This is a genomic window from Nocardiopsis dassonvillei subsp. dassonvillei DSM 43111 (assembly GCF_000092985.1).
Taxonomy (GTDB): domain Bacteria; phylum Actinomycetota; class Actinomycetes; order Streptosporangiales; family Streptosporangiaceae; genus Nocardiopsis; species Nocardiopsis dassonvillei.
Genome location: NC_014210.1, coordinates 5,540,001 through 5,562,228, shown reverse-complemented (window position 1 = coordinate 5,562,228; position 22,228 = coordinate 5,540,001). Strand labels below are relative to the sequence as shown.

Genomic DNA, 22,228 nt, shown 5'->3' with positions numbered 1-22,228 from the left:
CCCGGAGGTTTCGCACGAAAAGGGGACAGGTCCACTGATTACCCGCGTACTGATTATCGGTGACCAGGACGTAGTGAGGCTGGGACTGTGTACGGCCTTCGAAGCGACACAAGACATCAAGGTGGTCGGAACGACCGGCGACCTGCGAGTGGCGGTGGCCAGGGCGCGGCAGCTCCGTCCCGACGTGGCCGTCGTCGACATGGCGGCGCTGGGGGAGAGGGGGAACGAGGTGGTCCGCGAGCTCTCGGAGCTGGACGACCCCCGCGTTCGCGTCCTCGCCCTGGCGGTGCCCAGCGACAGGGACAACCTCGTCAGCTGCCTGCGGGCCGGCGCCTGCGGCTACATCCTCACCGGAAGCGACATGTCCGTCATCACCGACGCCGTGCGCTCGCTCCGGGAGGGGCACACCGTGCTCGACCCGGCCGTGGTCGGCACGGTCGTGGAGGAGTTCGTCCGCTACGAGGCGGCGGTGTGCGTCGGGGCGGACGACCCGGACTCGTGCTGGAAGGAGCAGTTCACCGACCGCGAGAAGGACGTGGTCGCGCTGGTCGCCACCGGCGCCAGCAACGCGGAGATCGCCGGGGTCCTCGGCCTCTCCGAGACGACCATCAAGTCACACGTGTCCAGCGTCCTCGCCAAGCGGGGGCTGCGCAACCGCGTCCAGCTGGTGGTCTGGGCCTTCCGGAGCGGGCTCGTCCCGGTCCGTGGCAGGGACGCGGTGCTCTAACGGCGCCCGCCGCCGGAGGCGGGCGGAACGGCAGTCCAGACGCGCGGTGCCGGCGGAGGGCCGCCGCGCGACCCCCTGACCCCGGGTGCTCCGGTCCTCAGGACCCCTCGGCGCCCCGGGCGGAGCGCGACTCCACCAGGACCCGGACGCCGTCCAGGACGCGTTCGAGGCCGAACGCGAACTCGTGGTCGGACGAGTAGACCGTCCTGTGCTCCCTGCCCACCGTGCTGCCCACCCGTGAGGCGAGCGGGTAGTCGCTGTCCCGTGTGAACGCCGCGAGCAGCGGGCCGTGGGTGCTCCACCACTGGCCGTCCGTCATCCCCGTGGCCCGTTCGGTCTCGCTGACCGCCGCGGCCTGGCTGGCGGCGCCCTCCGCGTAGCTGTTGACCAGGCTGACCGTGGAGTCCATCTCGACGTCGGACAGTCCCAGGCCGTCCACGGCGGACAGCTCGTACTCGTACTTGGCGATGAGGTGGGGGCCCAGGAGGCGGCCCCGCGGGGTCTGGAGCATCCAGGGGTGGCGCAGGAGCAGCCGCCAGTTCGCGTACGCGACCGCGCTCAGCCGTTCGCGCCAGTGCTCGGGGCGCTCGCCGTCCGCGTACATGTCGGCGTAGGCGGCGTCGAGCATGAGGTCGACCAGCTCGCCCTTGCCGGGGACGTAGGTGTACAGGGACATGGTCCCCACGCCCAGGCGTTCGGCGACCTTGCGCATGGACAGCGCGGCGAGACCTTCGTTGTCGGCCATCTCCGAGGCCACGGCAACGATCCGGTCCACGCTCAGGTCCGGTTTGTTGCGGCGGCTGACGGGCTCCTGGGTCCGCCACAGCAGGGCGAGACTGCGCGCGGGGTCGCCGCTCTTGGTGTACTGCGTGGGCATCGGCCGTCCTGCTCTCGGTCCGGTGTCCGGCCAGTCTAGGGCGTGTTCCACGGGCGCACGCCCCGCTGCGCGGCGTCGCGGGGGAGGCAGGGGCGTCGGGAGGTTCGGGAGGGCCGGACCGCGTCCGGCCGGGGGCCCGGCCGGACGCGGCGGTCCGCGGGTCGGTCCCGCGGGCGAAAGGCGTCCGCCCGAGCTGCCGGACCCGTCAAGGGCCCCGCCCGGTCAAGCCCGTGGGCGGAAGGTGCCCGCTGGGAATGTCACCGAGACCGTCGTCCCGCGGTCAGGACCGCGGGCGGAAGGCGTCCGCGTTCTCCCCGACCCACTCGGCGAAGGTGCGCGCGGGCCTGCCCGTGACCCGCTCGACGGTGTCCTGGACCCTGGTGCCGACCTCGGGCGGGTCGGTGGCCAGCTGGAGGCCGAAGGCCACGTACTCCTCGTCGTGGCCCAGGGCGCGCAGCCGCTCGGCCTCCTCCTCCAGGGTGAGGCGGACCAGTCCGACCTCGCGGCCGATCCCGCGCGAGAGCACGGCCACCCGCTCCGCCGGGGTCAGCGCCTCGGGGCCGGTGAGGGGGTAGGCGCGGCCGCCGTGACCGTCCCCGGTGAGGGCGGTGACCGCGACGGAGGCGATGTCGGCCTCGTGGACCAGGGCGCTGGGCGCGGTGCGCGCCTCGCGGACCACGCCCTCCGCGCGCACGGAGCCGGCCCATTCCAGGGTGTTGGCCATGAACTCGACCGGCTGGAGCAGGGTCCAGGCCAGGCCGCTCGCGGCCAGGGCCTCCTCCACAGGTCCCGGGTAGAAGTCGCACAGCACCGACACCCTGCGCACGCCCGCCTTCTCGGCGAGTTCGACCAGGCGCGGCGCCGAGGTGAGGGGGCTGTAGTCGTCCCCGCCGAAGGTGATCAGGTGCAGCCCCGTGACCCCTTCGAGGTGCGGGGCGAGGCCGTCCGGGTCGGTGAGGTCGCCGCCGACGACCTGCGCGCCCTCGGGCAGGCGGGCCCTTCCGGGGGAGCGGGTCAGCGCGCGTACGGGGTGTCCGGCGCCGAGCAGCTGCCCGACGACGTGGCGGCCGACGTTGCCGGTGGCTCCGGCGACGAGGAAGGTCATGGCTCTCCATCCGTGCAGTGGGGGATCCAGGTTTTCCGTAAGCCGTACAGTACGGTGTACGGGAACGGTGTGCAAGAGGAGGCGCGGTGCCCGGGGGAGCAGGGGGTCCGCGGGCGGTGCCGTGCTTTCCTACCCGCCTGGGCCGGACACCGGGCCCGCCTCGGCGATTCCGCGTCCGGGCCGGGTTCAGGGCATGCGGAAGGCGCCCCGGGCGGCGGGCTCTCCCGCGTTCGGTCCGGGGCGCTGGGGCGGCGCCGGGTTCAGGACCTGCGGACGAAGGCGCCCCGGGCGGCGGCCTCGGCGGTGACCAGGGCGGCCAGGTCCAGGTCGGCGGACGTGACGGGTTCGCGGCTGACGAAGAGGCGGTAGTAGACCGGTGCGATCGCCGAGCGCACCACCTCCTCGGCGTCGGTGCCCTCGGGGGCCTCGCCCCGGGCGACGGCCTCGGTCACCAGGACGGCGGCGCGCGCGTGGCGGTCGGCCATGAACACGCGCAGTGCCCCGGCCACGCGCGGGGAGGCGAAGGCGGCCGCGATGGAGGCCGCGGACATCGCGCCCTCGGGGGCCTCGGTGAAGCCGTGCAGCACGGTCGCGTTGAGGGCCCGCAGGTCGGTGCGCAGGGAGCCGGTGCGCTCGGGTGCCCAGTCGCGGTTGGTGGACCACTCCAGCGCCGCGGACAGGAGTCCGTCCACTCCTCCCCAGCGGCGGTAGACGGTGGCCTTGTGCACGCCGGAGCGGGTGGCGACGCGTTCGGCGGTGAGTCCTGCGTAGCCGTGTTCGCCCAGCTCGTCGAGGGTGGCCTGGAGTACGGCGGCGGTGTTGCGCGCGGTGCGGCCGCCGGGTCTGGCGGCGCCCGGGGTTCCCGTGTCAGAGGTCATAACGCAACTCTAGTTGCATTTGCTGTCTTCGTGTGCCATGCTCCTTATCGCGACAACAGTCGCATCAAGCCCTCTCGAAGGAGGAGATCACGATGGGCCGCTTCCGCCGCACCCAGGGTCCCCGGCAGTTCTCCACCACCATCGAGAGGTCCGCATGTCTTCCGCCTTCTCCGTCGTCTGCACGGGTCTGTCCTTCGCCTGGCCCGACGGCACGCCCGTCCTGACCGGTCTGGACGCCGCCTTCGGCACCGGGCGGACCGGGCTGGTCGGCCGCAACGGCAGCGGCAAGTCCACCCTGCTCCGCCTCGTCGCGGGGCGGCTGACCCCGGCGTCGGGCACGGTGGCCGTGGACGGCGACGTCGGCTACCTGGACCAGGGACTGACCCTGGACACCGGCCGCACCGTCGCCGAACTGCTGGGCGTCGACCGGGCCCGCACCGCGCTGCACGCCATCGAGGCGGGCGAGGCCACCGAGGCGAACTTCGCCGCCGTCGGCGAGGACTGGGACGTGGAGGAACGCGTCCTGGCCCAGCTCGAACGGTTCGGCGTCGCCCTGACGGGGGACGCCCCGCTGGACCGCCCCGTCGGCACCCTCTCCGGAGGGGAGGCCGTGCTGGTCGCGCTCGCGGGGCTGGCGCTGCGCCGCCCCGCCGTCACCCTGCTGGACGAGCCCACCAACAACCTGGACCGCCGCGCCCGGGAGCGGCTCCACGACGCGGTCGCGTCCTGGCAGGGGGTGCTCGTCGTGGTCAGCCACGACCGCGAACTCCTGGAACGCGTCGACCAGATCGCCGAACTCCGGGAAGGGAGGATGCGCGTGTGGGGCGGCAACTACTCCGCCTACACCGAGCAGCTCGCCGCCGAGCAGGAGGCGGCCCGGCGCATGGTGCGCGTGGCCGAGGCCGACGTGCGCCGCGAGAAGCGCCAGCTCGCCGACGCCCAGGTCAAGCTGGCCAGGCGGGTGCGTTACGGCAAGAAGATGTACGACACCAAGCGCGAGCCCCGCGTGGTCATGAAGCAGCGCAAGCGCGACGCCCAGGTGGCGGCGGGCAAGCACCGCGTCATGCAGGAGGCCAAGCTGGTCGGGGCCAGGGAGGAGCTGGGCCGGGCGGAGGACGCCGTCCGCGACGACGACGCCATCCGCGTCGCCCTGCCCGGCACCGGGGTCCCGGCCGGACACGGCGTCCTGGAGCTGGGCACTCCGGTCGGCGGGCGGCTGTACCTGCGCGGGCCCGAACGGGTGGCGCTGGTCGGGCCCAACGGGTCCGGCAAGACCACCCTGCTGCGGGCCGTGGTCGGCCGGGGGCGCCACCCGCAGGCCGAGGTGGTGCACGCCGCCGACCGGATCGGCTACCTGCCGCAGCGGCTGGACGTGCTGGACGACGGCCTGAGCGTGCTCGACAACGTGCGCGCGGCGGCGCCCTCCGCCACGCCGCACCGGGTGCGGGCCGGTCTGGCCCGCTTCCTCATCCGCGGGGACCGGGTGGAGCAGAGGGCGGGCGACCTCTCCGGCGGCGAGCGGTTCCGGGTGGCGCTGGCCCGGCTGCTGCTGGCGGACGAGCCTCCCCGGCTGCTGGTGCTGGACGAGCCCACCAACAGCCTCGACCTGGACAGCCAGCGGCAGCTGGCCGAGGCCCTCGCGGACTACCGGGGCGCCCTGCTGGTGGCCAGCCACGACCACGCGTTCCTGCGCGAGGTCGGAGTGGGCCGCTGGTGGCGGACCGAGCGCGGGCACGCCCCGGTGGAGGTGTCCGGGGCCGACTGACGGGGGGACGGCGGCGGGGAGTCGACGCCCCGCCGCTGCCTCGTCACCGAGCCGACGCCGAGCCGCGGCCGGGCCATGGTCGGGCCGCGGTCGGCGGCGGCGGTCAGGCGGGCTTGGCCGGGCAGGCGACCAGGTGGTCGTCGACCACGCCCACGGCCTGGAGGTAGGAGTAGACGATGGTGGTGCCCACGAAGGTGAAGCCGCGCTTCTTCAGGTCCCTGCTGACCCGGTCCGACAGCGGGGTGCTCACCGGGACCTCGGAGGGTTCGGTGAAGCGGTTGACCACGGGCGTTCCGTCCACCCAGCCCCACAGGTAGGCCGCGAAGGTGCCGTACTCCTCGCGCACGTCCCCGAAGGCCCGGGCGTTGCGGGGGAGCGAGGCCACCTTGAGCCGGTTGCGGATGATCCCGGTGTCCTGGAGGAGCCGGTCGGTGTCCTCCTGGCCGTACTCCGCGATCCGCTCCCGGTCGAAGCCCTCCAGGGCCCGCCGGTAGTTCTCCCGCTTGTTGAGCACGGTGGACCAGGACAGCCCGGCCTGCGCGCCCTCCAGGACGAGCATCTCGAACAGGTGCGCGTCGTCGCGGGAGGGCCTGCCCCACTCGTGGTCGTGGTAGGCCACCATCAGCTCGGAGGACCCCCGTGCCCAGGCACAGCGCTGGTCGGACATGGCAGCTCCTCGGGGCCGGCGGCGGTGGTCGCCTCCATGGTGCCGCAGGTCGGAGACAGTCCGGACGCGACCTCCGGTCGGGGTGCGTTGCGCAGGTGTCTCGCTGGTCGCGGTCCTGATCAGTAGGGCGAGTGCGCCGGTCCTGTGTGTGAAACCATGGGATGGTTCGGACTTGGCTCTGTGGGTGAAATGCCTGTTTCTCGGGAAGTTGGAAATTCGGCTGCTTGTCGCTGGTAATTTCCCAGGTCAGTGACTGTTCTCCCCGCGCACGCGGGGATGGTCCCGATGACTTGTCCGCTGAGAGTGAGCCGTTGCTGTTCTCCCCGCGCACGCGGGGATGGTCCCGCCGACGGGTTACTGATGAGCTTGGCGCGCTGGTTCTCCCCGCGCACGCGGGGATGGTCCCTCCGCGTCCGGCGCGGTGAGCTGGGTGGGCAGGTGCTCCCCGCGCACGCGGGGATGGTCCCGCCTGCGTCTGCGCCTGGAGGGCGGCCAGCTGGTGCTCCCCGCGCACGCGGGGATGGTCCCCTCGGCGCGACCGTGGGCAACCTGGTGACGGCGTGCTCCCCGCGCACGCGGGGATGGTCCCAGCGCTGGGCGCATCCAGGTAGAGGACAAGGAGTGCTCCCCGCGCACGCGGGGATGGTCCAGTGAGCAGGTTTTGCAGGAACTGAGAAGGGGCCGCCAGCGGAGAACGCTGGCGGCCCCTTTACGCGTGTTACCGGGAACGAACGCTGGTGAGGAACGCTGCCCACTCGGCTGAGGGCGCCTCCAGGTGACCGAGGTGACGGTTCTGCGTGTCACGGACGGCGGCACCGGTGCCGGTGTCCGCGACCTCGACGCAGTTGCCGCCGCTGGGCTGGCTGTAGCTCGACTTACGGAAGTTCAACAGGGTGGGAACTGAGGTCATGGTCTTCTACTCGATCATCTGTCGAAGGTGGTCGATCGTCTCGCCGGGACGGAGAGCGGCCAGGCGTAGGTGGTTCATCAGGTTTCTGTAGCGGGCGACCTCGTCGGGCTCCTCCAAGTAGATTCCATCGGTGTTCGTTTCCAAATAGACCACCGTGGGGTCGACCGATTCGGGGAACTCCAAGATGACGAAGGGACCTCCGCTTCCCGCGTTGAGCTGGGACGCGCGTGTCATCTGGAGGGTCAGATTCGGGCGCTCGGCCATGTCCAGCAGGTGCCGGACCTGCTCCTGACGCACCATCGGGTGCTGCTCCAGCCTCAGAAGCGCGGTCTCGTCAAAGATGGCCCACAGTTCTGGTGCGTCCTCGTCGTCCAGGATGCGCTGTCGGGTCATCCGCACGTCAACGATGCGGTGGATGTCCTCCGGCCGCAACAGCGCGGCCTGGGCGATGACCTCCATGTATCCCGGCACCTGGAGCAGGCCGGGCAGGACCACAGGTTCCCACGTGGAGATCGCGTTGGCCTCGGTCTCGAAGCCCACGTATCTCGCGGCCAGGACGTCTCGGTACCGGTTCCACCAGCCGCGTTCGAGGGACTGGCGGCACAGGTCGAGGATCTCCTCGTACTCGCGGCCGGGTGACAGCCCGCAGGCGTTCAGGATGGCGCGGATTTCCGGGAGCTTCGGGCGCTGCTTGAGGCCGGACTCGATGTTGGAGTACGTCGACTTGGACAGCTCGGCGGCCTTCGCGACTTCCTCACTGGTCATGCGCGCGGCTTGGCGGATGCGTCGCAGATCAGCGGACAGGCGACGTCGTCTGATGGTTGGCGAGTACCTGGTGGCTATGATGCCCCTGATCGTAGATCGTCGTCGGTCAGAGAGGGACATTTTAGGAATCCTGTAACTGGATATCGGGCGTAAGTGCACAACTAGGAATCCCATCCTTGAAAACTTGGAATCCTAGTTGCATCATGAGGTTACTCAACCCTTGCCGGGCTTCCCACCCGGCAACCGAGAGGAGTCGCCTCGTGCGATACCTGATCCAGTTCTTCGTGATGCTGTGGCGGGCGGTAGCCCCGCCCGCCCAGGGCCGCCACACGCGGTCCGCGCCGCCTCCCGCTCGAATCCAAGCCCCGCGCCGCCGCACGCCCGTGCGCTGCCGCTAGGAGTGGCAGGACCCGACGCCCCCTCCTCCGGAGCCCGTCGAACCCCCGGTGGAGCGCGACCTCATCCCGCCCTACTACCGGGCATGGGAGCAGAAACGAGCAGACAAGCGACCCGCCCCCGACCACCTCGGCGGCGACCTCCTGCACGTCATCGCCCCAGCCGTGCCGCTCCCACGCCCGCGTCCGTCCGACGACCTCACCGACCTCGCCGCCGTGGTCCGCCAGTGGCACACCGCCCAGACCGCCCAGACAACCCAAGCCATCCAGGCCGCCCGAACCTTCGAGGGGGTGCGGGCGTGAACTCCCTCGCCTTCCGGTCGCGCCGCAGCCGCAGCAACCGCGTCCGCCCCTTCCTCACCGTCCTGCCCACGGCATGGGTCAGCGTCGCCACGGGTGCTTTTCCGATCGTGCTCACCGCCGCACACCAGGTGCTCCGGGAGGCGAAGCGATGATGTCCGCGACCACCGCCGTCACCGTCACGGACCTGACGTGCGACGACGTCCGCCTGTGCCGCGAGGCCAACGGGTCCGGCTCCCTCGCCTCCCTGGCCGTGGCCGCCTGCCACGTCGACCTCTCCCCGGGCTGGAGCGCGCACGGCCGCGCCGCGCGGGTCGCCGCCCTGGAGAAGCTCGCCCGCCTGGCTCAGCAGGCCGCCCGCGAGTTGAGCGAGTCCGGTCAACGGCCGGGACGTGAGCCATGACCGCCGTACCCGAGCCGCGCCGCGAACCGAGGACCGTGTTCGAGGTGCGCGAGGTCGAGAGCAGGGAGGCCCTGCACGCCTGGGCGCGCGCCCACGGGGTAAGGGTCCGCTACCTGGGCTCGACCTGGCAGCACGAGGAGGTCTACGGAGCCCAGCAGGGCACACAGGTCCGCGTGTGCCGCACCCCCTGGGAGCACCACCGCCTCCACCCGGTCGTGTGGAGGTCACCGCTGGAGAAGCCACCGGTCATCCCCCGGCAGCGCACTCCCTGAACCGGTCGCGCGCCGGGCGGCCCCGAGCCCCCCGGCGCGCGGCCCTCCACCCTTCACCTCCTGTCACCTCCTGTCACCTCCTGCTTCTCGCCCCGCCTCCACCCCCGACGAAGGACAACCGTGCCCAACACACCCCACACACCCCACGCACCCCGCAAGCCCCACGCATCCCATGCCGACCTGCCCGTTTACCTGCTCACCGTGGCCGAGGTGGGCGACATGTTCAGGGTCAACCCCAGGACCGTGAACCGGTGGGTCGCACAGGGGCGCATCCCCGTGGTGCGCACCCCCGGCGGCCACCTCCGCTTCGACCCGGCCGAGGTCCGCCGACTGCTCTGGATCGACCAGCCGCCCACCACCTGAACCCGCGCACACGGCGGAGCCGACACCGCGTGTCCGGCCCGGGAAAAAGATTCTGTACGCCGTACGGAATTATCTCCGATCCCCTTGTGTTCCCTGGATCGTAGGTCGTACTGTACGGCGTACGACAAGCGTGGAGAGGGGAACGCTGTGAACACGACCGGAGGCGCGATCACCGCGCGCGGTCTGGGCAAGCGCTACGGGAGGAGCTGGGCGCTGCGCGGGTTCGACCTGGACGTGCCCGCGGGCAGCGTGTGCGGGCTGCTCGGCCCCAACGGCGCGGGCAAGACCACCGCCGTACGCGTCCTGGCCACGCTGCTGCGCGCGGACGAGGGCACCGCGCGCGTCGCCGGATACGACGTGGCCTCCCAGGGGGACGCGGTCCGCCGGAGTATCGGACTGGTGGGCCAGAACGCCGCCGTGGACGAGGTGCTCAGCGGACGGCAGAACCTGGAGATGTTCGGCCGCCTCTACCACCTGGGCGCCCGGCGCGCCGCCGCGCGGGCCGACGAGCTGCTGGAACGCTTCCGCCTGGCCGACACCGGACGCAAGCCGGTCAGCGCCTACTCCGGCGGCATGCGCCGCCGCCTGGACCTGGCCGCCAGCATGATCCTGTCCCCGCCCGTGCTGTTCCTGGACGAGCCCACCGTCGGACTCGACCCCCGGGGCCGCAACGAGGTGTGGAACGCCGTCCGCGCCCTGGTGGCGGGCGACACCACGGTGCTGCTCACCACCCAGTACCTGGAGGAGGCCGACCAACTGGCGGACCGGATCTCGGTGGTCGACTCCGGCCGCGTCGTCGCCGAGGGCACACCGGAGGAACTCAAGTCCCGCCTGGGCGGCGACCGGCTCGACGTGGTGCTCCACGAGGCCGCCGCGCTGGACCGGGCCGCCGCCCTCATCGGCCGGGTGACCGGAGAACGGCCCGAGGTCGAGGCCGACGCGCGTCGGATCGGCGTCGGTGTTCGGAACCGGGTCGCGGCCCTCACCGAGGTGGTGAGGGCGCTGGAGGAGGAGGAGATCGAGGTGGAGGACGTCGCGCTGCGCCGCCCGACCCTGGACGAGGTGTTCCTGCACCTGACCGGCGGTCATGAGGACCGAGGCGACCGCGGCGACCGCGACGGCCACGGGGACCGCCGTGGCCGTGAGGGCGTCGGTGAAGCCGGTGAAGCCGGTAACGGCGATGACGGCGGTGGCGGCCGTGACGTCAGTGACGGAGGTGATCGCGACGCCGGTGGCGGTGACGGTCACGACGTTCGCGGGGAACGCGGTGACCGCGGTGACCGCGGGGACCACGGCGAGCGCGGAGAGCACGAGGACAGCGACGACCGAGTGGGGGAGAGTCGATGAACGACACCGTCATCCAGGGCGCGGTGTCCGCGCCCGCCGACCGGCTGCGCTGGGCGCTGGCGGACGGGTGGACCATCGCCCGGCGCGACGTCGTGCACTGGCTGCGCCAGCCCGGTCAGCTCGTCGCGGGACTGCTGTTCCCCGTGGTCATGGTGCTGATGTTCGGGTTCCTGTTCGGCGGGGCGATGACCGTGCCCGGCGGCGGGGACTACCGGGAGTTCCTGATGCCCGGCATGTTCGCCATGGCGATGGTCTTCGGGGTGGGCGAGACGGTCACCGCCGTGTCCCAGGACGCCGCGCGCGGGGTCACCGACCGGTTCCGCTCCATGCCCATGGCGCCCTCGGCCGTCGTGGTGGGCCGGTGCGCGGCGGACATGCTCCGGTCGGCGATCACCCTGGTCCTGCTGGTCCTGTGCGGTCTACTGGTGGGGTGGCAGTGGAACGGCGGCACCGGTGAGGCCGCCGCCGGGATCGGGCTGCTCCTGCTGCTGCGCTTCTCGCTGGTGTGGGTCGGCGTCTACGTGGGCCTGGCCGTGCGGGGCGAGGGCGCCGTCACGGCCGTGCACATGCTGGAGTTCCCGCTGGGCTTCCTGTCCAACGCCTTCGTGGCGACGGCGTCCATGCCGGTGTGGCTGGGCGCGGTCGCGGACTGGAACCCGCTGTCGTCCACGGTCGCCGCCACCCGGGAGCTGTTCGGCAACCCGGGGTGGGGCGGGGAGAGCTGGATCGCGCAGAACGCGGTGCTCATGGCCGTGGTCTGGCCGCTGGTGCTCACAGCGGTCTTCTTCCCGCTGTGCGTACGGCGGTTCCGGGCGCTCGGCCGCTGAGGGCTCAGGCGTCCGGGCGCGGGCCCGGGCCCTCCTCCAACGCGGTGAGGAAGGCCCGGGCCCGTCTGCGGTTGCGCGCGGTGAGCGGCATCGCCACGAACAGCATGAGCGGGAACACCACGAGGCCCACGATGCTGCCCCAGAAGCCGAGGCCTGTGGTGCTGTCTGTCACCGCCCACAGGTTCGTCGCCAGACCCATACCGAAGACGGCGGACATGGTCTTCGGCCAGTACTGCTGTCGCAGAACCGCCTCGGCCTGGTGTCGGGCGATCTGGTTGACCAGGGGATCGGTGCCGGGGACTCCGCCGCGGACCAGTCGCGCGGCCTCGCGCATCCCCGCCCGGTCGGTGCCCGGAGGCAGAGGGGTCGAAGGAAGCGATCTGACGATGACCACGGTTATGAAAACGCCGAAGAAGGCTCCCGAAACCGCCCCGAACGGAAGGGCCCACACGGCGCTGTCCCCGACGGACCGGAGGAAGAGGGCCCAGAAGAGCCCCGTGACAGCACCGAAGAAGAGGCCGCCGACGAGGCCAGCACGGATCGCGTAACCGCGCGGGTCCCGGTGGGCGTAGGCACGGATACGGAGGAACAGGGGAGGACGCTGCTGGTTCATCGGACCGTCCGTCTCTGGGCCGCGTCGTAGAGGTCGCAGAAGGCGCGCATGTGCTGGCGCCGAGCCCTGAGAGCCAGAGCGAAGACGGCGAACCCGGCGAAGAGCGAAATGTTGTTCAGACCTATCGCTATGAGGGCGGGGTCCTCGTGCCGGAACCCTAGAACGAGCAGGAACACACCGTTGCCGGTCATCAGCCCGTTCAGGACGAGATAGCTGACCAGCCCCCAACGGGGCAACACCCAACCGAAGGACCTGAGGTGCACTCCGGCGTGGACACGCGCGAGGAAGTTCGTCCAGGGGTCACCGCCCATGACGGCGTTGTTCGACAGGACCCGCGCCTCACGCAGTTGTTCGCGCGTTGTCCATGGAGGCAGGTTCTTCGGGTGCACCGCGTCCAAGGAGGCGGTGAGAAACAGAGCGAGGACGTTGAGCAGGGGAAGAGGGACCAACAAGGCGGTTCCGAGAGTGTCGGAGAAGGTCGCGGCCGCGTCCGCCCAGGCGGGGTCCACGCCGAACCAGACGAGATCCCTCATGACGACATGGAGGCCCTTCACCACCGCAAGGATGACGAGGAGCAGGAAGGACGTGATCCAGCAGACCACCATCACGCCGAACCCCGGGCCGTACAGGTCCGTATAGCTCGGGACACGGACGTTCGGGGGCTGGTGCACGCGTCCTCCGCGGGCCCGGGGTAGGGGGAAGCGCGGTCGGGCCGGTGTCGCGCCTGCCTGCATCCTAGATGAGACAGGGCATTTCGGGCGCGGCGTGGCCGTCTCCGGCCGCGACCGCGGACCCGTCAACCCCCCAGCCCTCCACGCCACTCAGTCCTCCGACAGCCACTCCGACCCCTCCGGCCACTCCGGTTCCTCCACCCCTCGCGGTCCCTCCAACGGCAGCCGCACCGTGAACGTCGTCCCCTCACCGACGACGCTCTCCACCGCCACCGACCCTCCGTGCAGCTCCACCAGGTTGCGCACGATGGCCAGCCCCAGCCCGCTCCCTCCCGTACGCCGGTTGCGCGACTTGTCCGCCCGCCAGAACCGGTCGAACACGTGCGGCAGGTCCTCCGCCGGGATGCCCACACCGGTGTCGGCCACCTCGACGACCGCCTCCCCGCCCGAGCGGCGCGCCCGCACGGTCACCGTTCCGGGCGCCGGGGTGTGCCGCAGCGCGTTCCCCAGCAGGTTCCCGACCACCTGCACCAGCCGGGTCCGGTCGGCGACCACCACCACGTCCCCGGCCTCCGCCACCAGCCGCAACCCGGCCCCGGCGGCCCTCAGCCGCTGGCTGTCCACCACCTGCTCCACGAGCGCCCCGGCGTCCACCGGCTCCGGGGACAGCCGCAGCTTGCCCGCGTCCGCCAGCGCCAGGTCCTGGAGGTCGTCGACGATGTCCTGGAGCAGCAGCGTCTCGCCGACCAGCATCCCCATCCGCTCCCGGTCCAGGTCGGCTACCCCGTCCTGGGCCGCCTCCAGCCAGCCGCGCAGGTTGCTCAGCGGCGTCCGCAGTTCGTGCGAGACGTCGCTGACCATCGCCCGGCGCTGCTTCTCCAACCGCTCCAGGTGCTCAGCCATCTCGTTGAACGCGTCCGCCAGCTGGCCCAGCTCACCGGAGTCGCGCACCTCCACCCGCGAGTCCCCCCGCCCCTCCCGCATCCGCCGCACCGCGTCGGTGAGCGCGCGCACCGGGCGGACGAGCCGCGTGGACACCGCCACGCTCACCACCACCGTCAGCACCAGTACCAGCAGCACCACGCCGAACACCCGAACCAGGCCCTCGCCGGTCAGCGGCACGACGCCCGACGCCTCCGCCTCGGGGTCGTCGGTGAACAGCAGCGCCGCCGGGGCCACGTAGGGGTCCAGCTGCTCGCGCCGGGCGGAGTCCAGGCACGCGGAGGTGCGCGCGTCGAAGCGCGGCGGCTCGGGAGGCGCCCCGGACCCCCAGCCGCCCGTCTCCTCGGAAACCGTTCCCGGGGGCTGGTCCTCCGCGGGTTCCGGGGACCACGGCGACTGCTCCACCGGCGCCGGTCCGTCCTGAACGGGAGGCTCGCCCGAGCCCCCGGCCGGGTCCCGGACCTCCTCGGACGGTTCCACGGGCACGGGTTCCTCGCCGCCGGGGTCGTCCGGCACCTCCCCGGGAGCGACCGCCTCCTCCCCGGGCGCCGAGGGATCGCGCGGGGCGCGGGCCTCGTCCGCGAAGCCCCCGGAGTCCGTCGCGAACCCCGTGGGATCCTCGGGCGCACCGTAGGGCAGCGCCACGGGAACCCCGAGGGCCCCGTCCATCCGGTACTCCGCCTCCGCGTCCTCGGGAGCCTCCACGCCCAGGCAGGTCCTGACCAGGCCGTTCAGCTCCTCCAGCGCCTCCCGCTCGCCGTCGGTCGGCTCCTCCAGCCTCTCCAGCCCGCAGTCCAGCCACGCGTACCGGTTCGCCTGGGCCACGGTGACGGCGGGGCGTCCGCTCGGCCCGGCCTCCACCTCCACCGTGAACCCGTACAGGTCGCGCAGGCAGTCGGCGGTGTTCTCCGCGATCTCGGCCAGCCGGATCCGCTCCGTATCCGGCAGCGCGAACGGCCCCACCGCGCGGGGGTCGATGCGCCCGGTGACGTCGGAGGCGAGGGTGACGTCCACCGCCAGCGGATCGACCACCGAGGTCGTCCGCGGCGGAAGCGGCCGGGCCTCCTGGGCCGAGTCCGCGACCAGTCCGCGGTTCTCGGTGGTCAGGACGATCCGCCGCCCCGTCTCCTCGGACAGGCGCCCCACCGTCTCGCCCACGCCGTCCCACCCGGGGTGGGCGGCGGCGTAGGCGACGAGCGTGTCGTGGATGCGGGTGTCCACGGCCAGGGTCTCCCCCTGCTGCACGGTGAGCGACTCCGACGTCCTCTGCACCGCCAGCCACGCCGTCGCGAAGATCGAGCAGACCGCCACCAGGACCGAGCTCGCCAGCAGGCGCGCCAGCAGGCTGTGCCGCAGCGCGCCCCTACGCCGACCGGTCATCGGTCTTCCCGACGAGCTTGTAGCCCACGCCGTACACGGTGACCAGCCGCACCGGCCTGCGCGGGTCCGGCTCCAGCTTCCGGCGCAGGTTCTTCACGTGTACGTCGATGGTGCGCTCGGTGATGAACCGGCTCATGCCGTGGATGTGCTCCAACAGCTGGGCGCGCGTCAGGACCCGGCCCGGCTGGGCGGCGAGCGCGGCGAGCAGTTGGAACTCGGCTGGCGTGCACGTGACCGGGACCCCGTCCACCCGCACCGCGTGGCGCGACGGGTCCACCGCGACCGGACCCGCGCGCAGCACCCGGTCCGCGTCGTCGGGATCCCTGCGCGAGCGGCGCAGCAGCGTGCGCACCCGCGCCATCAGCTCACGCGGACTGTAGGGCTTGGTGACGTAGTCGTCCGCGCCCAGGTCGAGCCCGGTGAGCAGGTCCTCCTCGGTGGAGCGGGCGGTGAGCATCAGCACCGCCACGTCGGACTCCGCCCGCAGGGCCCGGCACGCGTCGAGTCCGCTCATGACCGGCATCATCACGTCGAGGACGACCAGGTCGGGGCGGTCCCGGTGGTGCGCCGCGACCGCCGCGCGCCCGTCGTGCACGACGCGGACGAAGTGCCCCTCGTGCTCCAGGTAGCGCCGGATCAGGTCGGCCTGGTTGACGTCGTCCTCGGCGACCAGCACATGCGCGCACACGGTGACCTCCGATCGGCTTCCGGCCCGGTCGGGCCTCGGTGCGGCTCGATCGTACGCGTGCGCGCGAGGGCGCCGGAGCGGGCCGGTGGAGCCCCCGCAGGTCACCACACAGGTCCCACACGACGGGCACACGGGTTCTTCACATTCGTCGGCCAGTGTTCGTTGTCGTCCGGAGCGCGAGCACGCCGGACGCCTCCCCGAACGAAGCCGGACGGAAATCCCATGCGCCCAACGATGCCCGTAAGCCCCACCCGGGCTCTGACGTCCCTCGCGGCCGCCGCTGCCCTGGTAGCGCTCACGGCCTGCTCGTCCGCCACGGCCGACGAACCGGCGTCGGAGGAAGAGCCCGTCGACGCCGCGGGCAACGGCGTCGAGGGCGTGGAGATCGCGACGGTCGTCGGCGACGGGATCGACGTCCACGCCGAGCCCGGCGGCGAGGAGGTGCTGCACACCCTCGCGAGTCCGAACGACTTCGGGGTGGAGCGCGCTTTCCTCGTCGAGCGCAACGAGGGCGAGTGGCTCCAGGTCCTGCTGCCGGTCCGACCGAACGGCAGCACGGGCTGGGTGAGGAGCGACGAGGTGTGGTTGACCTCAACGGAGTACCGCGTGGAGGTCGACACCGGCGACTTCGCGTTCACCGTCTTCGACGGGGACGAGGAGGTGCGCACCGGAGTGATCGGCACGGGGGAGGGCGAGACCCCCACCCCCGAGGGCCGCTACTACTTCACCGAGCTGCTCCAGCCACCGGACCCGGAGGGGCCCTACGGGGTCTACGCCTTCGGCCTGAGCGGGTTCTCCGAGACGTTGGAGACGTTCGCCGGCGGGCCCGGCCAGCTCGCCGTGCACGGCACCAACGACGAGGACGCCCTGGGACGCGAGATCAGCCACGGGTGCGTCCGGGTCTCCAACGAGGACATCACCTGGATGGCCGAGAACCTGCCGATCGGCACCCCGGTCGAGATCTCCGGCTGAGGCGACCGGCTCCGGACCGCCGCGCGGGACGGTATCCCGCGCACACGAACCCACACACGAGGACCGACATGCGTCTGAAGAACTACCTGATCGTCGCCGGTTTCGCGGCCGCCGCCCTGTTCGGCGGATCCCCCGCCTGGGCCGACGACGCGATCGCCCCCTCCGCGGCCCCGGCTCCGGCCGAGTGCGTGGTGGACCCCTCCTCGGAGCCCGCGCCGCCCGCCGAGGAGTCCGGTGCGTGGGCGCCCGGTGAGGGTGCACCGGGCGGGGAGTCCGGCGCGGGGGTCGAGCCGTGCGATGACCCGGCCCAGCCGGGGGAGGAGTCCACGCCGCCCGCTGAGGAGCCCGCCCCGGCCGAGGAGGACGAGGCGGCCGAGCAGGAGCAGCGGGACCGCGAGCGGGAGATCGAGGAGGCCGCGGCCCCCGTCCCCATGCCCGCGGACCCCAACTACACCGGCTGACCAGCTGATCCACGACCGGTGTCACCCCGTGGCGCGCACGGGGTGACACCGCGGGGGCGGGGCCCGTCGCGCACGCGGCGGGCCCCTTCGCGTGCCCCGGCCCTGTGCCTCCTGCGCGTGCACGGGTTGCGTGCCCGGTCGCCGGTCGCCGGTCGCCGGTCGTCCCCTCAGGGGCTTCACCCGGCCGACGAACCGGAGTCGGAGGAGGCGCCCGTCGACGCCGCCGGTAACGGCGTCGAGGGCGTGGAGAACGCGACGGTCGTCGGCGACGGGATCGACATCCACGCCGAGCCCGGCGGCGGGGAGATGTTGCACACCCTCGCGAGTCCGAACGACTTCGGGGTGGAACGCGCGTTCCTGGTCGAGCGCGACGAGGTGTCGCTGGTCACCACGGAGTACCGCATGGAGGTCGACACCGGCGACTTCGCGTTCACCGTCTTCGACGGGGGCGAGGAGGTGCGTACCGGAGTGAACGGCGCGGGAGAGGGCGAAACCCCCACCCCCGAGGGCCATTACTATTTTCCCGAGCTGCTCCAGCCACCGGATCCGGAGGGACCCTACGGGGTCTACGCCTTCGGCCTGAGCGGGTTCTCCGAGACGTTGGAGACGTTCGCGGGCAGGCCCGGCCAGCGGCACCAACGACGAGGACGCCCTGGGCCGCCAGGTCAGCCACGGGCGTGTCCGGTCTCCAACGAGGACATCACCTGGATGGCCGAGAACCCGCCGATCGGCACCCCGGTCGAGATCTCCGGCTGAGCCGACCGTCTCCGGATCGCCGCGCGGGACGGTATCCCGCGCACACGGACCACACACGAGGACTGCCATGCGTCTGAAGCACCACCTGATCGTCGCTGGTTTCGCGGCCGCCGCCCTGTTCGGCGGATCCCCCGCCTGGGCCGACGACGCGGTCTACCCCACCGCGACCCCCGACTACCCCACCGCGGTTCCCGAGTCCGAGTACCCCACTGCGATTCCCGACTCGGCTGAGTGCCCGGTGGACCCCACCGCGATTCCCGAGTACCCGACCGAGGTCCCCGACTATCCGACCGAGGTCCCCGAGTACCCGACCGAGGTCCCCGACTATCCGACCGAGGTCCCCGAGTACCCGACCGAGGACCCCGGTTACCCGATCGAGGTTCCCGAGTACCCCTCTGAGGACCCCGGCTACCCGACCGAGGACCCCGGTTACCCGATCGAGGTTCCCGAGTACCCCTCTGAGGACCCCGGCTACCCGACCGAGGACCCCGGTTACCCGATCGAGGTTCCCGAGTACCCCTCTGAGGACCCCGGCTACCCGACCGAGGACCCCGGTTACCCGATCGAGGTTCCCGAGTACCCCTCTGAGGACCCCGGCTACCCCACCGAGAACCCCGAGTACCCCACCTCTACCTCCGACTACCCCACTGCGATTCCCGACTCGGCCGAGTGCCCGGTGGACCCCACCGCGACCCCCGACTACCCCACCGCGACCTCCGACCCGGTTCGGCCGGAGGAGGAGCCCGCGTACCCGACCTACATCGGCTGACCGGCTGATCCACGACCGGTGTCACCCCGTGGCGAGCACGGGGTGACACCGCGGGGGCGGGGCCCGCCGCACACGCGGCGGGCCCTCTCCGTGCGCCCCGGCTCAGGAGGATCCGGAGCCCTGACCGGCATCGCCCGCCGACGCGGGGAGTTCGACCGACTGCCGGTGCCGGAACACGTTGAGCGGGTCCCACCGCTCCTTCACCCGCTGGAGCCGGGGGTAGGAGTCCTTGTAGTAGAGCTTCGACCAGCGGTCCTTCGAGGTGTTCCAGGCCGGGTCGCTCAGGTCGACGTCCGGGTAGTTGACGTAGCACCCGTCGGTGGCGTCTCCGATCACGGGGACCCCGCCGGTGGACGCGAACGTCTTGCGGTAGACGTCGCGGATCCACGCCAGGTGCCCGGCCACGGCTGACTCCGGCTCGGTGCGCTTCCAGTAGACCTGGTACTGCACCTTGAGCACGGAGTCGCGCTGGGGCACGGCGGTGTCCGCCGGCGGCTGGTTGACGGCCCCGCCGTAGGAGTCGACCTGGATCAGGGCCTCCTTGTTGACGTAGTCGGTGTAGTGCTCCTTGCCCAGATAGGCCCACATGGCCTCGATCTGCGCCGGGCTGAAGGGTTTGCGCAGGTAGGCCGACTTGTACTTGCCGCACTGGTTCTCGCCGGAGCCGTTGAGTACCTGGGTGGCCGTCAGCCAGGGCAGCCTCCGGGGGGTCTGCATGCCCTGGACCGCGGGGTGTTCCCCCATGGGGGTCGTCATCTGCCCGGACTTCGGTGCGATCCGGCCGTCGACGGCGTCCAGGAACTCCTCCATGGCCCGCCCGCCCTCGGGGTCGTCGGCGTCGACCTGGGCGACGAGGCCGATCTCCCCGTTGCTGACGTGGTTGAGCTTGAGCAGCGCGAAGAGCCTGCCGGACGCCTCGTCCGGGTCCTGGTGGTCGCGGAAGTACTCGCCGTACGCCGTGACCAGGGCGGCGAAGTCGTCCTTGGTGAAGTCCGACCACTTCCACGAGAGGCCGCTGAGCAGCACGTTCGACGGGGGTTCGGGCAGGTCGCGGAACCAGAACCGGGTGACGATCCCGAAGTTCCCGCCGCCGCCCCCGGTGTGCGCCCACAGCAGCTCCCGGCGGTCGGGGTCGGGGTCGTCCCGGGTGGCCAGGACGAGTTCGACCGAGCGGTCGGGGCGCACCACCGCCACCTCCACCGCGTACAGGTAGTCCACGGTGAGCCCGTACTGGCGGGAGAGCAGACCGTAGCCGCCCCCGGTGATGTGCCCGCCCATGCCGACCGAGTAGCAGGACCCGCCCGGCAGGGCCTTCCCGCTGAGCGGATACAGGTGGCTGTAGGCGTGCCAGTTGGTGGCGCCCGCCTCCACGCAGTACGCCTCCAGTCCGGGGTCGTAGCCGATCCCGCACATGGGGCTGACGTCCAGGATCACGCGGACGTCGTCGCCGCAGACGAAGTCCTCGTAGCAGTGGCCGCCCGAGCGCACGGTGATCCGTGTGCGGTCCAGGTCCGCGGTCGTCCGGTTGACCGCCTCGGACAGGGCGCGGGCGGCGCCCTCGGGTGTGGCCACCAACCGCACGTAGTCGGGACGGGCGATCCAACGCTGGTTGAACCCCCGGTCGAGGGCTGGGTAGCGCTTGTCGGAGGGCTTGACGGTGGTCAGGGGAGGAATGCCGTGGCTGTGGGACATGTGAGCCGCCTGAGCTGCGAGGACAACGAGACGCCTTGGGGTTACCCGGCGTGATCGGATGCGAAAAGCGACCGATGCGCCCTGCGTGGTTACGGACGGTGATGGCGGCCCGTAAGGGGTGAGGGCCGGTCGCCGAAAAGGCTTTTCGTGCATACGCGCCCCTGACCAGGGGCGGAGCCGGAGGAATCCCCTCTGCGGCATCCGAGTTCCCGGAACCCTTGAGCCCTCCTGGAACCCCTCCGGCCTCCTGTCACCGTTCCAGTCCCCCTGGAGCCCCACGGGCGACCGGCGGGGCCCCGCGCGGCTCGCCGGTTCGCGTCCGGGCCGGGCGCGGGCGGCTGGCCTACTCTGGCGCCATGACTGATCTGCCGCAGCGCTGCGACGCCGTGGTCGTGGGGGCGGGCATGGCCGGACTGGCCGCCGCCGCCGACCTGGCCGCCGCCGGGCTCGACGTGACCGTCGTGGAGGCCGGGGAGTCCGTGGGGGGACGCGTCCGCAGCGACGTGCGGGACGGCTATGTGCTCGACCGCGGCTTCCAGATCCTCAACACCGCCTACCCGGCCGTGCGCCGCCGCCTGGACCTGGACGCCCTGCGACTGCGGTCCTTCCCCAAGGGGATGGCCGTGCGCACCGACCGGGGGCTGCTGCGGCTGCACCCGTCGCCCTCCGGGGCGTTGTCGTCGCTGTCCCTGCTGTCCGGATCGCTCGTCCGCCCCTCCGACCTCTTCCGCCTGCTGCGCGCCGTGGCCGCGGACGCCCTCGAACCGGCCGACCGGATCAAGGCCCGGCCCGAGACCGACACCCTCACCGCGCTGCGCCGCCTCGGCCTGGGCAAACGGGCCGTGAACACCCTGGTGCGCCCCTTCCTGACCGGCGTCTTCCTGGACGAGTCCCTGGGCACGTCCAGCAGGGTCAACGACCTGGTCTGGCGCAGCTTCGCGCGGGGGCGGCTGGCCGTTCCGGAGGCGGGGATCCAGGCCGTCTCCGACCAGCTCGCGGCGCGCGCCGGAAGCGCGCGGTTCCTTCTGGGGACGCCCGCGCACGAGGTGGCGCCGGGGCTGGTGCGCACCGAGGCGGGCACCGTCCACGCCCGCGCCGTCGTGGTCGCGGTCGGTCCGGGAGCGGTGTCCAAGCTCCTGCCCTCGCTGCCCGCGCCGGTGCTCAACCCCGCCACCACCTACTACCACTCCCGTCCCGCCGGACCCGACGACGACCCGCTCCTGCACGTGGACGGGCGCTCCCGGCGCAGCGGGACCAGGCTGAGCAGCGTCATGGTGCTGACGGCCACCGCCCCGTCCTACGCCCCGCCCGGCCGGGCGCTGATCGCCTCCTCCACGGTGGGACCCCACCAGCCCCCGGAGGCCGAGGTGCGGGCGGAGGCCGCCGGGATCCTGGGCACGCGAGACGGGGACTGGGAACACCTGGAGACGGTGCACGTGCCCGACGCCCTGCCCGCGGCGCCGCCGCCCCTGGGCGACCTGCGCCGTCCGGTCCGCCTGGAGGAGGGCCTCTACGTCGCGGGCGACCACCGCGACACGCCCTCGCTCCAGGGCGCCCTGGTCAGCGGGGGGCGGGCCGCCGCCGCGGTCCTGGCCGACCTCGCCGGGCGGTGAGCCCGGCGGCGGAGCGGCGCACGGGACGCTGAGGAACGCCCCGGCCGTGACGGGCACGCGGAACGGACCC

25 protein-coding genes and 1 CRISPR repeat array are annotated in these 22,228 nt (G+C 72.3%); of the genes, 14 read left to right on the top strand and 11 right to left on the bottom strand.

The window, feature by feature from the left end:
• Nucleotides 1-34 precede the first annotated feature (34 nt).
• Nucleotides 35-727 (top strand): LuxR C-terminal-related transcriptional regulator, encoded by a 693-nt coding sequence (locus NDAS_RS23150; RefSeq protein ID WP_210745652.1) that lies wholly within the window; start codon nt 35-37, stop codon nt 725-727.
• Between the two features lie 97 nt (nt 728-824).
• Here NDAS_RS23150 and NDAS_RS23145 read toward each other — a convergent pair whose 3' ends face one another.
• The 3 genes from NDAS_RS23145 to NDAS_RS23135 form a co-directional block, all read right to left on the bottom strand.
• On the bottom strand, nt 825-1,604 hold the full coding sequence (locus NDAS_RS23145; protein WP_013155680.1) for a TetR/AcrR family transcriptional regulator: 780 nt from the start codon (nt 1,602-1,604) through the stop codon (nt 825-827).
• Between the two features lie 280 nt (nt 1,605-1,884).
• Nucleotides 1,885-2,709 (bottom strand): NAD(P)H-binding protein, encoded by an 825-nt coding sequence (locus tag NDAS_RS23140; RefSeq protein WP_013155679.1) that lies wholly within the window; start codon nt 2,707-2,709, stop codon nt 1,885-1,887.
• Nucleotides 2,710-2,969: 260 nt separating this feature from the next.
• Nucleotides 2,970-3,587 carry a TetR/AcrR family transcriptional regulator gene (locus NDAS_RS23135; protein ID WP_013155678.1) on the bottom strand — a complete coding sequence of 206 codons (618 nt, stop codon included), beginning with the start codon at nt 3,585-3,587 and terminating at the stop codon, nt 2,970-2,972.
• Nucleotides 3,588-3,741: 154 nt separating this feature from the next.
• Here NDAS_RS23135 and NDAS_RS23130 point away from each other — a divergent pair, with 154 nt between their 5' ends.
• Nucleotides 3,742-5,352, top strand: coding sequence for an ABC-F family ATP-binding cassette domain-containing protein (locus tag NDAS_RS23130; protein ID WP_013155677.1), 1,611 nt, complete (start codon nt 3,742-3,744; stop codon nt 5,350-5,352).
• 103 nt (nt 5,353-5,455) lie between these two features.
• Here the strand turns inward: NDAS_RS23130 and NDAS_RS23125 are convergent, their stop codons facing one another.
• The 3 genes from NDAS_RS23125 to NDAS_RS23115 all read right to left on the bottom strand — a co-directional run bounded on the left by NDAS_RS23125 (nt 5,456) and on the right by NDAS_RS23115 (nt 7,814).
• Nucleotides 5,456-6,019, bottom strand: a complete 564-nt coding sequence (locus tag NDAS_RS23125) for a DNA-3-methyladenine glycosylase I (RefSeq protein ID WP_013155676.1) — start codon at nt 6,017-6,019, stop codon at nt 5,456-5,458.
• A 255-nt stretch (nt 6,020-6,274) separates the two neighbouring features.
• Nucleotides 6,275-6,669: direct repeats of the CRISPR family, unit length 29 nt; unit sequence GTGCTCCCCGCGCACGCGGGGATGGTCCC.
• Between the two features lie 68 nt (nt 6,670-6,737).
• Entirely contained in the window at nt 6,738-6,929 is a 192-nt protein-coding gene (locus tag NDAS_RS23120; protein ID WP_013155675.1) for a DUF397 domain-containing protein, read from the bottom strand.
• Nucleotides 6,930-6,935: 6 nt separating this feature from the next.
• Nucleotides 6,936-7,814, bottom strand: a complete 879-nt coding sequence (locus tag NDAS_RS23115) for a helix-turn-helix domain-containing protein (RefSeq protein ID WP_049800330.1) — start codon at nt 7,812-7,814, stop codon at nt 6,936-6,938.
• A 326-nt stretch (nt 7,815-8,140) separates the two neighbouring features.
• Here NDAS_RS23115 and NDAS_RS23110 point away from each other — a divergent pair, with 326 nt between their 5' ends.
• The 7 genes from NDAS_RS23110 (at nt 8,141) to NDAS_RS23085 (ending at nt 11,601) form a co-directional block, all read left to right on the top strand.
• On the top strand, nt 8,141-8,392 hold the full coding sequence (locus NDAS_RS23110; RefSeq protein ID WP_013155673.1) for a hypothetical protein: 252 nt from the start codon (nt 8,141-8,143) through the stop codon (nt 8,390-8,392).
• Nucleotides 8,389-8,544: a hypothetical protein gene (locus tag NDAS_RS29005; protein WP_013155672.1), complete on the top strand. Its 156-nt coding sequence runs from the start codon at nt 8,389-8,391 to the stop codon at nt 8,542-8,544. Before NDAS_RS23110 ends, NDAS_RS29005 begins: the two co-directional genes overlap by 4 nt.
• Nucleotides 8,541-8,792, top strand: coding sequence for a hypothetical protein (locus NDAS_RS23105; RefSeq protein WP_013155671.1), 252 nt, complete (start codon nt 8,541-8,543; stop codon nt 8,790-8,792). The genes NDAS_RS29005 and NDAS_RS23105 overlap by 4 nt, the downstream gene beginning before the upstream one ends.
• Nucleotides 8,789-9,064: a hypothetical protein gene (locus NDAS_RS23100; protein WP_013155670.1), complete on the top strand. Its 276-nt coding sequence runs from the start codon at nt 8,789-8,791 to the stop codon at nt 9,062-9,064. Before NDAS_RS23105 ends, NDAS_RS23100 begins: the two co-directional genes overlap by 4 nt.
• A gap of 120 nt (nt 9,065-9,184) precedes the next feature.
• The gene (locus NDAS_RS23095) at nt 9,185-9,427 is read left to right on the top strand and encodes a BldC family transcriptional regulator (protein WP_013155669.1); all 243 of its coding nucleotides are present in this window, start codon (nt 9,185-9,187) and stop codon (nt 9,425-9,427) included.
• 147 nt (nt 9,428-9,574) lie between these two features.
• Entirely contained in the window at nt 9,575-10,774 is a 1,200-nt protein-coding gene (locus NDAS_RS23090; RefSeq protein ID WP_013155668.1) for a daunorubicin resistance protein DrrA family ABC transporter ATP-binding protein, read from the top strand.
• Nucleotides 10,771-11,601, top strand: coding sequence for an ABC transporter permease (locus NDAS_RS23085; RefSeq protein ID WP_013155667.1), 831 nt, complete (start codon nt 10,771-10,773; stop codon nt 11,599-11,601). Before NDAS_RS23090 ends, NDAS_RS23085 begins: the two co-directional genes overlap by 4 nt.
• 4 nt (nt 11,602-11,605) lie before the next feature.
• Here the strand turns inward: NDAS_RS23085 and NDAS_RS29385 are convergent, their stop codons facing one another.
• The 4 genes from NDAS_RS29385 to NDAS_RS23065 all read right to left on the bottom strand — a co-directional run bounded on the left by NDAS_RS29385 (nt 11,606) and on the right by NDAS_RS23065 (nt 15,895).
• The gene (locus NDAS_RS29385; RefSeq protein WP_232051605.1) at nt 11,606-11,935 is read right to left on the bottom strand and encodes a sensor domain-containing protein; all 330 of its coding nucleotides are present in this window, start codon (nt 11,933-11,935) and stop codon (nt 11,606-11,608) included.
• 275 nt (nt 11,936-12,210) lie between these two features.
• A complete protein-coding gene (locus NDAS_RS23075; RefSeq protein ID WP_013155665.1) occupies nt 12,211-12,885 on the bottom strand; it encodes a hypothetical protein in 675 nt (224 codons plus the stop codon).
• 150 nt (nt 12,886-13,035) lie between these two features.
• Nucleotides 13,036-15,207 carry an ATP-binding protein gene (locus NDAS_RS23070; RefSeq protein ID WP_013155664.1) on the bottom strand — a complete coding sequence of 724 codons (2,172 nt, stop codon included), beginning with the start codon at nt 15,205-15,207 and terminating at the stop codon, nt 13,036-13,038.
• A complete protein-coding gene (locus NDAS_RS23065) occupies nt 15,191-15,895 on the bottom strand; it encodes a response regulator transcription factor (RefSeq protein ID WP_013155663.1) in 705 nt (234 codons plus the stop codon). The genes NDAS_RS23070 and NDAS_RS23065 overlap by 17 nt, the downstream gene beginning before the upstream one ends.
• Before the next feature lie 234 nt (nt 15,896-16,129).
• Between NDAS_RS23065 and NDAS_RS23060 the strand changes: the two genes are divergently transcribed.
• From NDAS_RS23060 to NDAS_RS23045, 4 genes are all read left to right on the top strand, one after another.
• Complete coding sequence (locus tag NDAS_RS23060; RefSeq protein WP_041552958.1) at nt 16,130-16,867, top strand: L,D-transpeptidase; 738 nt, start codon at nt 16,130-16,132, stop codon at nt 16,865-16,867.
• Between the two features lie 68 nt (nt 16,868-16,935).
• Entirely contained in the window at nt 16,936-17,328 is a 393-nt protein-coding gene (locus NDAS_RS23055) for a hypothetical protein (RefSeq protein WP_013155661.1), read from the top strand.
• Between the two features lie 243 nt (nt 17,329-17,571).
• Nucleotides 17,572-18,084, top strand: a complete 513-nt coding sequence (locus NDAS_RS23050; protein ID WP_312038745.1) for a L,D-transpeptidase — start codon at nt 17,572-17,574, stop codon at nt 18,082-18,084.
• Nucleotides 18,085-18,151: 67 nt separating this feature from the next.
• Nucleotides 18,152-18,853 carry a chromosomal replication initiator protein DnaA gene (locus tag NDAS_RS23045; RefSeq protein ID WP_013155659.1) on the top strand — a complete coding sequence of 234 codons (702 nt, stop codon included), beginning with the start codon at nt 18,152-18,154 and terminating at the stop codon, nt 18,851-18,853.
• 102 nt (nt 18,854-18,955) lie between these two features.
• Here NDAS_RS23045 and NDAS_RS23040 read toward each other — a convergent pair whose 3' ends face one another.
• Nucleotides 18,956-20,545 (bottom strand): FAD-binding oxidoreductase, encoded by a 1,590-nt coding sequence (locus NDAS_RS23040; RefSeq protein ID WP_013155658.1) that lies wholly within the window; start codon nt 20,543-20,545, stop codon nt 18,956-18,958.
• Between the two features lie 356 nt (nt 20,546-20,901).
• On the opposite strand from NDAS_RS23040, the gene NDAS_RS23035 reads away from it, so the two are divergent.
• The gene (locus tag NDAS_RS23035; RefSeq protein ID WP_013155657.1) at nt 20,902-22,158 is read left to right on the top strand and encodes an FAD-dependent oxidoreductase; all 1,257 of its coding nucleotides are present in this window, start codon (nt 20,902-20,904) and stop codon (nt 22,156-22,158) included.
• Nucleotides 22,159-22,228: the final 70 nt, after the last annotated feature.